Annotated in this window: 13 protein-coding genes; 11 read left to right on the top strand and 2 right to left on the bottom strand. The window is 44.4% G+C overall.

The genetic code is table 11. The features are described 5' to 3' along the window. Positions 1-8: 8 nt before the first annotated feature. The 10 genes from ychF (at position 9) to FFM74_RS09995 (ending at position 10,277) form a co-directional block, all read left to right on the top strand. Entirely contained in the window at positions 9-1,109 is a 1,101-nt protein-coding gene (ychF, locus tag FFM74_RS10040) for a redox-regulated ATPase YchF (RefSeq protein WP_137626500.1), read from the top strand. A gap of 22 nt (positions 1,110-1,131) precedes the next feature. Next, positions 1,132-1,851 (top strand): DUF1129 domain-containing protein, encoded by a 720-nt coding sequence (locus FFM74_RS10035; RefSeq protein ID WP_223877215.1) that lies wholly within the window; start codon positions 1,132-1,134, stop codon positions 1,849-1,851. 674 nt (positions 1,852-2,525) lie between these two features. Then, on the top strand, positions 2,526-3,677 hold the full coding sequence (gene guaB, locus FFM74_RS10030) for an IMP dehydrogenase (RefSeq protein ID WP_137626498.1): 1,152 nt from the start codon (positions 2,526-2,528) through the stop codon (positions 3,675-3,677). Between the two features lie 184 nt (positions 3,678-3,861). Then, a complete protein-coding gene (gene croR / locus FFM74_RS10025) occupies positions 3,862-4,551 on the top strand; it encodes a response regulator transcription factor CroR (protein WP_137626497.1) in 690 nt (229 codons plus the stop codon). A gap of 15 nt (positions 4,552-4,566) precedes the next feature. Then, entirely contained in the window at positions 4,567-5,727 is a 1,161-nt protein-coding gene (locus tag FFM74_RS10020) for a sensor histidine kinase (protein ID WP_137626496.1), read from the top strand. A 73-nt stretch (positions 5,728-5,800) separates the two neighbouring features. Continuing rightward, positions 5,801-7,135 carry a D-alanyl-D-alanine carboxypeptidase family protein gene (locus tag FFM74_RS10015; protein ID WP_137626495.1) on the top strand — a complete coding sequence of 445 codons (1,335 nt, stop codon included), beginning with the start codon at positions 5,801-5,803 and terminating at the stop codon, positions 7,133-7,135. 521 nt (positions 7,136-7,656) lie between these two features. Continuing rightward, complete coding sequence (locus FFM74_RS10010; protein ID WP_137626494.1) at positions 7,657-8,154, top strand: GNAT family N-acetyltransferase; 498 nt, start codon at positions 7,657-7,659, stop codon at positions 8,152-8,154. A 123-nt stretch (positions 8,155-8,277) separates the two neighbouring features. Continuing rightward, positions 8,278-9,090 (top strand): AzlC family ABC transporter permease, encoded by an 813-nt coding sequence (locus FFM74_RS10005; protein ID WP_137626493.1) that lies wholly within the window; start codon positions 8,278-8,280, stop codon positions 9,088-9,090. A gap of 20 nt (positions 9,091-9,110) precedes the next feature. Next, a complete protein-coding gene (locus FFM74_RS10000) occupies positions 9,111-9,461 on the top strand; it encodes an AzlD domain-containing protein (RefSeq protein ID WP_137626492.1) in 351 nt (116 codons plus the stop codon). A 99-nt stretch (positions 9,462-9,560) separates the two neighbouring features. Further along, positions 9,561-10,277, top strand: a complete 717-nt coding sequence (locus FFM74_RS09995; protein WP_137626531.1) for a sulfite exporter TauE/SafE family protein — start codon at positions 9,561-9,563, stop codon at positions 10,275-10,277. 102 nt (positions 10,278-10,379) lie between these two features. Here the strand turns inward: FFM74_RS09995 and FFM74_RS09990 are convergent, their stop codons facing one another. Further along, positions 10,380-10,811 carry a hypothetical protein gene (locus FFM74_RS09990; protein WP_223877214.1) on the bottom strand — a complete coding sequence of 144 codons (432 nt, stop codon included), beginning with the start codon at positions 10,809-10,811 and terminating at the stop codon, positions 10,380-10,382. Positions 10,812-10,883: 72 nt separating this feature from the next. Further along, positions 10,884-11,258 (bottom strand): DUF4064 domain-containing protein, encoded by a 375-nt coding sequence (locus tag FFM74_RS09985; protein WP_137626490.1) that lies wholly within the window; start codon positions 11,256-11,258, stop codon positions 10,884-10,886. Between the two features lie 65 nt (positions 11,259-11,323). Between FFM74_RS09985 and FFM74_RS09980 the strand changes: the two genes are divergently transcribed. Beyond that, the gene (locus FFM74_RS09980; RefSeq protein WP_137626489.1) at positions 11,324-12,385 is read left to right on the top strand and encodes a protein kinase domain-containing protein; all 1,062 of its coding nucleotides are present in this window, start codon (positions 11,324-11,326) and stop codon (positions 12,383-12,385) included. Positions 12,386-13,154: the final 769 nt, after the last annotated feature.

The raw sequence follows: 13,154 nt of genomic DNA, 5'->3' as shown, positions 1-13,154 counted from the left end.
TAACCGATATGGCACTTACAGCAGGTATCGTTGGGTTACCAAACGTTGGTAAATCCACATTGTTTAACGCAATTACGAAGGCGGGCGCCGAAATGGCTAATTATCCATTTGCGACGATCGATCCAAACGTGGGGATGGTGGAAGTTCCTGACAAACGTTTAGACCGAATTCAAGCACTGATTCCCGCTAAAAAAGTTGTTCCGACGACATTTGAATTTACTGATATTGCCGGAATCGTTAAGGGCGCCAGTAAAGGTGAAGGTTTGGGCAACAAGTTTTTGGAAAATATTCGGCAAGTAGATGCGATTGTCCACGTTGTCCGGGCATTTGACGACGATAATATTACCCACGTTACGGGTAAGGTTGATCCTCAAGACGACATTGAAACCATTAACTTGGAATTGAGCTTGGCCGATTTGGAAGCCGTTGACAAGCGGTTGGCAAAGGTTCAACGTGCGGCAAAGGGTAGCGATAAGGAAGCTAAGGCTGAATTAGCTGTTTTGGAAAAGATCAAACCAGCTTTGGAAGCCGGCCAACCCGTTCGCGCTTTGGAATTTAACGAGGATGATCAAGCGATTGTTCGCGGCCTGTTCTTGCTAACGTCTAAGCCAGTGCTTTATGTAGCAAACATTGCGGAAGCTGACATGGCAGATCCTGAAAACTCAAAATACTATCAAGTGATTGCTGATTACGCTAAAAAGGAAGGCGCACAAGCTATTGGTGTTGCAGCCGAAACCGAAGAAGAAATTGCCGAACTCGATGATGACGACAAGGCTGACTTCTTAGCAGCGGAAGGTGTTGAAGAACCTGGCTTGAATAAGCTTATTCGGGCGTCTTATAAGCTCTTAGGCCTCGAAACCTTCTTTACGGCTGGTGGTAAGGAAACCCGAGCTTGGACGTTTAAGACCGGGACTAAGGCCCCTCAAGCTGCTGGGATTATTCATTCTGACTTTGAACGTGGGTTTATTCGTGCCGAAGTGATGTCTTTTGATGCCTTGGATGAAGCGGGTAGTGAAGCCAAAGTGAAGGAAAACGGTAAGCTGCGCCTTGAAGGTAAAGATTACGTGATGCAAGACGGCGACATTGTTGAATTCCGATTCAACGTCTAATTAAGAAAAGGGGGAACTGCTCGTGAGTGAAGGGCCAAATGAACCACGGAATGCTCAAGCGGGTGCTAAGCAGATCCAGGCGTCGGAACATCCATTACGGGATGATACCGAATTAACCAAACGAAATGAAGATTACATGCGGCAAATGCGTAAGTCTTTGAACGCGACCGCATTGTCAGGTGAAAAGAAAAAAGCAGCTCTCGACGAAATGACGGCAACGTTATTAGCGGAACAACATAAGGGGACGACTGCGCGTCAATTGTATGGGACTGTTCAAGAACGGACACAAGCCGTTATTGAAGGACCTAAGAAAACGCCACGGGAGCAAGCCAAGGCTAACTATTGGGTCACTTCCCTAGATAACGGGTTGATGTTATTCATGATCTTCTGCTTAATGTATGGGGTCATGGGCTTTATTTCCAAGGCATCTCAAGAGTCACAAGGGGCTAATGGGATTACTGCCATCTTACTGACATCAGTTGTTGGTGGTCTTGGGGTCGCTAAATTATTTGAATATCTCGCACCAGACAAGAACAAGCCAAAGGTCCCAATGTGGCGTAAAATCTTGTGGTCAATTTTGGCCGTAATGGTGTGGATGTTGATCTTTACGACCGCAGCGATGTTGCCAAAGGCATTGAACCCAGCTTTACCAGCGGCAGTGTACTTAGTCATCGCCGCCATCGTGTTCTTTGCCCGGATGTGGCTTAAGCGGAAATTCAATATTACGACAAGTTTATTTTAAATTTAAATTGAGAAATCTAGGCCAGTGCTTAGGTTTCTTTTTTCAAAATTAAAGCATAAAAGGTATCAGTAATTAGTGCTGTGTCAGTAATTGACACCTGGAGATTGCTGCTTCCAGTCGCCGCTGATAACATGCGGCCGTGGGACCGGTCCAAGCCAGAAACGTCTTGGCCCTCGCCCGGAACCCTTGCACAAATCGCAAGTGTCCCGGACCGTCCGTGGCGTAACGCTGGCAAGAAGCATGCCGACCCAACGCCACGGTCACGACCGATGCTATCAGCGGCGACTTCCAGCTAATTTAACTGTTTTTTAGGTTTAGCGTAGGCAGGCAGAATCGTTGTGCTGTGTCGGTAAGATTGGTCGGCGTTCTTGGCCGCCTAATCTTACAGGGCGATTCAAAGACGTGGGTTATCGGCTTTGAATCGAAGTTCCAGACCGCTTTTTGGCTGGGACTGTCCCACCATAGCACAACGATTCTGACTGACGGAGCGCTTACCACGAGTCTTGTGTTGGTAATGTCTGTTGCTGACATGATAGTGATTTATAATCATTATGATGCTTGTAATCTTTAGGGACAAAATGAAAAGTCACTGAAAATCTGGCAGAAGCCTTGCAATTATCACGATGTTTTGTTACCTTTACAGATAAAATAAAATCATAAGGAGCTAACGTTCTATGTCTAATTGGGAATCAAAGTTTGGAAAAAAAGGTTACACGTTTGACGATGTCCTATTAATTCCAGCTGAAAGTCATGTATTACCGAATGAAGTTGATTTAGGTGTGCAACTCGCCGATAACTTGAAATTGAACATTCCGATTATTAGTGCCGGAATGGACACGGTTTCCGAATCTGCTATGGGGATCGCAATGGCGAACCAAGGTGGGTTAGCGGTTATTCATAAGAACCTTAGCATTGAAGCCCAAGCTGAAGAAATCAGCAAGGTTAAAGCAGTTGAAAAAGATGCCGATCATCCACATGCTGCGGTTGATGCCAACAATCATTTGTTAGCTGTTGCTGCGGTTGGGGTGACGAGTGATACTTTTGATCGCGCAGAAGCTTTATTTGCCGCAGGCGCTGATGCCATTGTTATTGATACGGCCCATGGTCATTCTGCTGGCGTTTTGCGAAAAGTTAAAGAAATTCGCGAACATTTTCCTAAGCAAACTTTGATTGCCGGGAACGTTGCCACTGCCGCTGGGACGCGGGCATTATTTGATGCCGGTGTTGACGTTGTTAAAGTTGGGATTGGCCCTGGTTCAATCTGTACGACCCGGATCGTTGCTGGTGTCGGCGTGCCACAATTGACGGCGGTTTATGATTCTGCTGAAGTTGCTCGTGAATACGGCAAGGCAATCATTGCTGATGGTGGGATCAAGTATTCTGGGGATATTGTCAAGGCCTTAGCTGCCGGTGGTAATGCCGTTATGCTTGGTAGCATGTTAGCTGGGACCACTGAAGCGCCTGGCGAAACCGTCTTTGATGATGGTCGTCAATACAAGTTCTATCGTGGGATGGGCTCTGTTGGTGCCATGTCACAAGCACATGGTTCTTCTGATCGCTACTTCCAAGGTGGCGTCAACGAAGCTAACAAGTTAGTGCCTGAAGGTGTCGAAGGCCGCGTGCCATTTAAGGGGAGTGTCGATGACATTATCTTCCAAATGCTCGGCGGGCTACGTTCTGGGATGGGTTATGTTGGTGCCAAAGACATCAACGCTTTGATTGAAAATGCCCAATTCATTGAAATCTCTGGTGCTGGTTTAAAAGAATCACATCCTCACGAAATTCAAATTACAAAAAATGCGCCTAACTATTCCGTTAACGGTTAATTAGGCTGACTTGAAAGGGCCACGAAACTGCTTTTGTTTCGTGGCCCTTTTTGTGACTGATCCAGATTTGAAAACTGAGATAAGTTAATTCTTTGCGTTTTCTCTAAAAAAGGCCGTTAATCGCCCTCAAATCTGTCTGATTTGGTAGAATGTAGTCAGAATGACTTACGAGGAGAAATTTAATATGAAAATTTTAGTAGTCGACGACGATAAAGAAATTGCGCAATTATTAGAAATTTATATCAAAAATGAAGGCTACGAGCCAATTAGTGCTTATAATGGTAAAGAGGCCTTAACTAAATTAAATACGAATCCAGATATTGCTTTAATGATCTTAGATATTATGATGCCCGAAATGGATGGGATTGAAGTCATTAAAGAGGTTCGGAAAGATTCTCAGTTACCAATCTTAGTGTTGTCTGCGAAGACGGGTGATATGGATAAGATTCAAGGCTTAATTACCGGGGCGGATGACTATGTCACGAAGCCATTTAATCCATTAGAAATTATGGCGCGGGTTAAATCTTTATTGCGGCGCTCAGAAAACAACGTGACGACCACTGAACCAGATATTTTGGACATTGGCCCGTTGACTATCAACAAAGATTCACATGAAGTTAAAACCTTGACCGGTAAAGATATTCAACTTACCGCGTTGGAATTTGGCATTTTGTACTTATTGGCCAGTCATCCTAACCGGGTCTTTTCGGCAGATGATATCTTTGAACGTGTTTGGCAACAGGAAAGTATCGTTTCTGCCAAAACGGTGATGGTCCATGTGAGTCACTTACGGGACAAGATCGAAGAAGCCACTGATGGTGAAAAGGTCATCCAAACGGTGTGGGGCGTCGGCTATAAGATTGAATCACGCTAATAGCGAGGTTAGCTTTTGAAATTAACAGGACGCGAAAAAAGTGAACTATTTTTTGAAGGAGTAGTGACAGTTATTCTGCTACTCCTTTTAAACTTGTCGGTGGTTGTGCTGATCAATAGTGCGATTGCACATAATCCAGGATTACAAAGTGGTATTTTCCAAATCAAACGCTCGATCAAGCTTGGCCCGACTAATTATCAGTTATGGAGTTATGAAAATCTCTTTATTGCGCTGATGATTGTTGCGGATGGCTTTGTGTTATATTGGCGGCTGATTCGACGCTATAAACAAATGCAATTGCGGCACATCATTAGTGAACTGCATTATATTGCTGCGGGGCACTTTGACCATCGAATTAATTTTAATTTGACCGGTGATACCCAGCGTGTGGTCGAAAGTGTGAATGCATTAGTCGATTCTGCCATCCACTCGATGGACGAGGAACGCGAAATTGAACGCTCTAAGGATGCACTGATCACTAATGTTAGTCATGATATTCGGACGCCGCTGACGTCAATTATTGGCTATCTTGGCCTGATTGAGAACCAGCAGTATCAGTCGGAAGCCGATTTGGTGAAATATGCCCATATTGCTTATCTCAAATCAACGCAGATGAAGTCGTTAGTTGAGGATTTATTTGAGTATACGAAGGTCCGGCAAACCGAAACACCTTTAAATATTAGTCGACTAAATTTGACAGCGATGCTTGAACAATTAGCGGCAAGCTTTGAATTGGAGGCCAATAAAAAGCATCTGACCATCGAAGTTGAGAGCGGTAGCGCCCCAATTTATTTGGAAGCAGATGCGGAAAAGTTAGGTCGAGTCTTCAACAACTTGATTACGAATGCGTTTAAATACGGTACTGGTGCCAATAAAGTTATTTTACAGGCGGAACAACAGGGGCCAGAGGTGATCATTCATGTGACCAATGACGGCCAACGGATTCCGGCTGATTCGCTCGGGATGTTATTTGAACGATTTTATCGGGTGGAAGAGTCACGGTCTAAAGCAACTGGCGGTTCTGGCCTAGGTTTAGCAATCGCCCAAAGCATCGTGCAACATCATGGTGGCTATATTTATGCCCAAAGTGATGATGCGCTGACGAGTTTTGTGATTCATTTACCAGTCGAGCACGATCATCCACTAACGAAAACGGCGCAAAAAGTTTCAAATTAACTTGTGTCAGGGCATGGAATTAATTAAACTTAACTATATTAGATTCGGCATTCAGGAAAGGGATAATTGAGAAATGAGAGTTGCGGGAACATTAAAGAAGATTATGATCAGCCTCGTTGCTGCGGTGACGTTTACCACGGCTGGACTGGGGATTGCTGACGCGGGGATTACGGCCCAAGCAGCAACGACGCCATCAATTTCGGCTAAGGCGGCGATTGCCGTTGATGCTGGGACTGGGCAGATTTTATATGATAAGAATAGCACTCAGCCAATGGCGATTGCGTCGATGACTAAGATGTTAAGCACGTACTTAGTTTTACAGGCGATTAAGCAAGGAAAATTGTCTTGGAATCAAAAAATCAGTGTGAGCAAAGATGTTGCTAAGATGAGTCAAAATACGGATTACGCCAATGTGCCGCTACTTGCGACTAAAACGTATTCTGTACGTGAACTTTACAACGCGACTGAAATTTATTCGGCTAACGCGGCCATTACCGCATTGGGCGATGCAGTTGCAGGGTCACCACATAAGTTTGTGGACATGATGCGTAAAACGGCTAAGTCTTTTGGTATTACTGATGCAACGATTATCAACGCTTCCGGTTTGACCAACAAAGAAGTTGGGAGTGCCATTGGTTACAGCAGTGAAGCAGCCGATGCTGAAAATGAAATGTCAGCTCAAGATGTTGCGACCGTTGCCCAAAAGCTGTTGGCTGACTATCCAGAAGTTTTGAAGACGTCTAGTATCGCGCATGCTTGGTTTGAAAAGGGCACTAGCTCAGAAACTAAGATGGATAATCGGAACTTCATGTTAAAAGGCTTGGTTAAGCATTATGATGCCTTACCAGTCGATGGCTTGAAGACTGGGACATCAACCAAAGCTGGGAATGCCTTTACTGGGACGGTTAAGTTTAGCAATGGTAATCGAATTATTACGGTTGTCATGCATGCGGGTGCCGCCAATGACAGTGGGACGGAGCGTTTCACGCAAACGGCTCAGATCATGTCTTATGTTTATCATAACTACACGACCACGACATTAGCGAAAAACAAAACGATCAATGGCGTCAAAGCGGTTAACGTCCAAGATGGGAAAGCTTTAACATCAACCTTGGTTAATAATAGTAATAATACTAAGGTTTACTTGCCAACTGGTACGGATGCATCACAACTTAAAGGGACGGTTAGTTTGAACAAAACTGCCACAACTGCCGGTAAGTTACAAGCACCAGTCAAGAACGGCAAGACCGTTGGGACAGCTAATTTAGCGTTGAATAAGAAAACAATCAGCGTTGTTAGTGGGACCAAGAGTCAGTCGATGACCGTCAATGTCACACCAAAGCAATCAATCGAAAAAGCCAACATTTTCGTCCGTATGTGGCGTGGTGTTAGAAGCTGGTTTAACTAAATAGTCATTTGAACACCTAAGACTTCGGTTTTAGGTGTTTTTTTAGTCCTAGCTTAAAGGTTGAAAAAACAAAATTGCTAGTAACTACTGTCATGTCAACGATTAGGTCATGAAGATTAGTTGCCATGACCGCTTCCGGTCGCCACTGATAACATGCGGCCGTGGGACCGATGTTATCAGCGGCGACTTCCAGCTAATTTAACTGTTTTTAGGTTAGGTTTAGCGGAAGCGGGCAGAAATCGTTGTGCTGTGTCGGTAAGATTGGCCGGCGGGTCTTGGCCGCCTAATCTTACAGGGCGATTTAAAGACGTGGGTTATCGGCTTTAAATCGAAGTCGCAGACCGCACTATGGCTGCGACTGTCCCACCATAGCACAGCGATTTCTGCCTGCCGTAGCGGGATCACTCAAAAAATGACTTGTCAGATAAAGTGACATGAAAAAGAAATGTGGCATTTTCTGAATAACGGTATAATAAAGAAAGGGTTTTACAAAATAGGTTGTTGTGAAAGGATTGAATGTCATGGGGATAACCTTACGCAGTGCAACGATGTCAGATTTACCACTTATTGTGGATATTTATAACCAGGTCATACCAGGACATCAAGTGACTGCTGATCTGAAACCGGTGACTGTTGACCAGCGTCGGGACTGGTTTTTGGCGCACACTACTGATCACTATCCATTGTGGGTAATTATCAATGATGGGTTGATTATTGGCTGGTTGAGCTTCTCACCATTTTATGGACGGGCGGCTTATGCAAAAACGGCTGAAATTTCGATTTATCTTGATCGCAGTGTTCAAGGCAAAGGGATTGGCAGTCAGGTGCTTGAAATGGTGCCAACTCAAGTAACGTTGACGGGGCTGAAAGTTTTACTGGCCTATGTCTTTTCAAGTAATTTGCCAAGTATTAAATTATTTAAGAAATTTGGCTATGACCAATGGGGATTTTTACCAGCAGTGGCTGAGCTGGACCAACGGCCAAATGATTTGGTGATTCTTGGAAAGCATTTTGATTAGAAAATAGTTAATGTAAGCGTTTGCTTTTCGTGAATAAGCGAACAATCTAATGTTAGAGGTAGGATTGACGGGTGAAACATGTTAAAATTAGACCCGAATGTCTAAGTAAATAGACATCAGACAATGTTGCTAGAATTCTTTACTGGTAAGGTACTGGAGGCATTCTTGGTGAAAAAGAACGAGCCAAATTGGTTAATGGTATTACGGACTGTAATGCCACTTGGGCTGAGCTATATTCCCATTGGTCTTGCTTGTGGGGTTTTATTGCATGCGGCCGGGTTCAACCATCTACTGACAGCGTTAATCTCAGTATTGGTCTTTTCCGGTGGTGCCCAATTTTTAATTGCATCGATGTTGACCATCAATGCACCAATGACAACAATTATTTTGATGATGTTTTTCTTGGAGTTACGCTACGCGTTGCTTGGGTCAAGCTTGTCTCGTTATTTAAAGGGACAACGGTTACCGTTTATCTTCTTTTTTGCGTTCTCGATGAACGACGAAAATTATGCCGTGAACTATTTAAAGTTTGCGACGGATAAGCAGTGGAAACCTAGTCAGGCCATGTTAGTTGAGCACTATTCACTACTATTTTGGACAGTCAGCAATATTGTCGGCAGTCTAATTGGGAGTGCGTTGACCATTAATCTAAGTGTCGTCGATTTTGCGTTAACCGCGCTATTCATTTATATGGCAATTATGCAAACAAAGAGTCGCTTAACGATTTTAGTTTGTGCGTTATCTGGCGTATTAACGATTTTCTTCTTAGTTTTGATGAAGAGTACGTTAGGATTAGTTGTCGCGACGTTATTGGCGTCACTGACTGGCTACTTTATTGAACGCCAGTTAATCGCACATAAGCCAGAAAGTCATTTGTTATATAAAGTTCACGATCCCACTGGTCATTCGGCCATGGAGGAAGACTCTGACAAGTAAGGTACAGAGGGGTTTTAATTATGCAATCAGTCAGTTCAATGAGTAGTTTGGACCACTTTTGGTTGGTCATCTTTTGTGCCATTGTGGCGTTTATTCCACGTTTCTTTCCATTACTATTCTTTACGAAGCGCAAAATTCCAGAGTGGTTTAACGAGTGGATGCGCTTTGTGCCGGTGTCGTTATTCACGGCACTAGTTGTGAAAAGTGTCTTTATTGATAGCAAATACCAAGTCATGACATCAGGAAATTTAGGCATGATTATTTCGGCAATTATTGTTGGTTTTATCGCCTTTAGAACCCGGTCAATGACCTTATCAGTGGTCATTGGCTTGGTGTCAGTGATGATATTTGTGCTAGTACTGCATATTTGAAAAATAACTTTAACGATGGGACTAGCATAGGCTGGTTCTTTTTTTTAGAATAGGAAACCAAGTTGCAAGACAATTTATCAAGAGAGGGGGGCGTTGGCAGTGACGTGGTTACTCGTAATTTTACCCGGATTTTTAGCGGGGCTAGTCCAAGGGCTAACTGGATTTGGTGCGGCTATTATTATGATGATTTTTTTGCCGCAATTGTTACCAATTGACCAGAGCGCCGGGGTGGCCGGACTAATTATGGCCGCTAGCGTGATCACAATGGTCGTGCGCTATCGACAACATATTCGACTCAAGCGAATTATCATCCCGTTTATCATATACGCGAGTGTTGCGGCCTGGTCAGTTCATTTAGGCAAAGTGTTAGACGTCCAGTTGCTGCGGACCTTGTTGGGTGGGCTGTTAGTCGGATTAGCAATTTATTTCACGCTCTCCAAACAAGCGGGAACGCAGCGCTATCCCTTTTACGTTGCAGGGGCTTTTATGATCATCTCAGGGTTTTTCAATGGGTTATTTGGGATTGGCGGCCCACTGATGGCCTTGTATTTCTTATCATTATCGCAGACGACCGAAGATTATATTGCTAACTTACAAACTTTTTTCTTGATTGATATTATTTACATCACGACGATTCGGGTCTCAACGGGTATTTTAAGCTCAGCGGATATTCCAATCGTTTTAATTGGCATGTTAGGCGCCATGTTGGGGACACTTTTAGCCGGTCGAATTTTGCCACACATGAACATGTTAATGGTTCGGCGCGTGATTTACGCTTTTATTGGGCTAAGTGGTTGTTATTATTTGGTATTTTAACTAAAAAAACCGAGCCTGGCGTTAAGCTCCAAGCTCGGTGATCTTTCTGAATTGTTATTGCAGAAGGTTGACTGCTGAAATTTGCTGTACCCATTTTCGTTGCTAGTTGGCGGCGGTGATCGTGCCCAAACCGTATTGAAATAAAAGTTCATCGGTTTGGTTCAGATTAAAACGTTGCACGAGGGCAAAAATAACTAAGGCGTCCCATTCATCTTTGGCATAGAGTGGGGCATAGCCCGTACGTTTTAACATGGTATTGGTCTCGTCTAAAGATAAGTGAAACCCAAATCCAAGTGCCAACAGGCGCGACCGACTGGGACGACGTTTACCGTCAAAGTATTGATAGCCAGTCGTCGGTGTGAGATTGGCCTGATGAATCACCACACTTTTAGTTTGGCCTTTAATGTGTAATAATTCGGCTAAATATTCAGCTGGTTCGAAGTGAGCAAAATTGGTTTCGACATTTGTCATAAATTGGTCGGCCTCTTTAGCGTGCATGATTTCGTTGAGTAATTCTGATGTCTTTTGTGCCATAACTAGATTACCTCGACTGTTCATTAATGGTTTAAGTGTACCAGAATTCGCAGCGTTAAAACGATTAAAAAGTTACTTTCTAAGTGCTAGACCACCAGCAATGATAATTAAGAGTCCGCTCAAGATACCAAAGTAACTCACAAAAACGATATTTAGCACGCCACAGATAATGATGAGCCAACCCATTAATTTGTGATTTTTGTTAATTAGTGCGGCTAAGACAATCGCCAGTGCCGAGACGGCGATACAAGCACCCCCCAAGCCACCGATACTACCGCTGCCGCTAGCACCAAACGCGCTACCAAGTCCGCCGATAGCGATGGCGATAATGCCGGCAATCATCCCGAAAATGCCGCCGACAATTCCAAGGACTAATTCGGCTGTGCGGGGACGATTGGTTTGAATCGTTTTTTGATTATTTTCATTAACAATTGTTTCTTTTGACATTGTAATTCCTCCAAATTTTTGACTGTGACTAGGTATTGAAACTGATTAAGAAAGGGGCCAGTAAGATGTTACCGATCGTTCAAGCAATGCAACTGCTAGCAGCGCATGATTACACACCATTAGGGCCGCTGATTACTGGGCGGGAGTTTCCACTACTGGTTCAACAGCAACAAGTCGTGTTTGTCGCCAAGTTGATTACGCCAGCAGAGTTGCGTATTGCTGAAAAATTAAAGGTACAGCCAATTGCGCTAATGCCACGGGTGCAAGCTGTTTTGCAAGCGCCAGACTGCCAACTGAGTATTGAAACACTGATCAATGGTCACTCCTTGGCAGATGAATTAGCTCATCAAGGGACGTTTAACCCAACTGACGTGCAACAAGTGGCCTTAGATGTCAGTCAAAGTTTGCAACAACTTGCACAGCTAGGCATTGTGCATCGGGACGTCAAGCTAAGCAATATTATGGTCAGTCACCAACACTATTACTTAATTGATATCAGTGCGGCCCGTGAATATCAACATGATAAAAGTAGCGACACCCGGCTCCTTGGGACGAGTGGTTTTGCGGCACCGGAAAATTATGGCTTTGCCCAAACCGACGGCCGCAGTGACATTTATTCACTCGGAATTGTGTTGAACTGTTTGTTGACTGGAAATGTCCCGACCACCCGACAAGCGAGTATGACGAAATTAACGACGGATGAGTATTGGCGTCCAATCATCGAACGCGCAACGGCGATTGATCCACAGCAACGTTATCAAACAGCGACTGATTTTTTGGCTGCCATAACACCACAACAACCGTCAAAATTGACAGCCTCACAAGTTAAGCAATGGTTGCCGACCGCCTGGCCACGACTTAAAAAAGCACTATGGTGGTCGTACGTGGGACTTTGGCTCGTAATTGTTTTAGCCAGTTTTACTGACCCACATCCGCGAGATCAAGTCGTGACATTGAGTGCTATTTTTATCATGATTGGCTTACCAGTCGTGATGCATTTGGTCAATCGCTGGGTTTGTCGACGTGTTAATCAGGGCAACTGGGTCCGCTATCGATGGTGGCTGCGCGCTGCCGAGGCCATCGTGGTCCTAGTGCTGATCAGTTGGATTGGCCAGTTCATGTCATAACACCCCTGAGCACAAATCCTAGGATAGCTGGAAATGGGTCAAAATGCTTATGCAAGTTGCATAATCTATGAAAAAATGTTAAAGATTGAAAGATGAAAACCACTCATAAGCGCTGTCGTAACGGTACGTTGGTACGAAAATAGTCAAGGTTGTCGCTTCCGGGCGTCGCTGATTACATGCGGACGAGGGACCAGGTCAAGCCTGAGAAGCGGTCTTGACCTTCGCCCGGAATGGTTGCAAAAATCGCAACTATCCCGGACCGTCCATCCCGTAAGACCGGCAAAAAGCGCCGCTCTAACGGGACCTTCACGTCCGATGCAATCAGCGACGCCCTTCAGCTAGGTCAATGGTTATAAAGTAAATGACGTTAAAAACGGTTGATCTGATTCTTGAAAATCATTGAGCCAGTCGGCAATATTTTGAACTTTCTCAATGCTTTCATTGGCTGTCTGTGAGTAATATTTCGTATGTAAATACTGCTATCTGATAGCCACTAGCCACCTTTTAACCTTTAGATAAAGTCTGAAGGTTGAAAGGACAAAAGGGTCCTTAAACACTGTCATATAGGTAACAGGCACTTTAAAATTAGTGCTGATCCCGCTCCGGCATGCAGAATTGCTGTGCTGTAGGGACAGTCGCAGCACAACAATTCTGCATGCCTCCGCTAACCCTAGCCTAAGAATACTTAAATTAGCTGGAAGTCGCCGCTGATGGCATCGGTCGTGAAGGTGGCGTTGGGGCGGCATGTTTCTTGCCGGCGTTACGCCAC

This window comes from Lactiplantibacillus pingfangensis, from assembly GCF_005404945.1.
Classification (GTDB): Bacteria; Bacillota; Bacilli; order Lactobacillales; family Lactobacillaceae; genus Lactiplantibacillus; species Lactiplantibacillus pingfangensis.
Note: the sequence above shows the minus strand (reverse complement) of the source record. Positions and strands in the feature narration are given on the sequence as shown.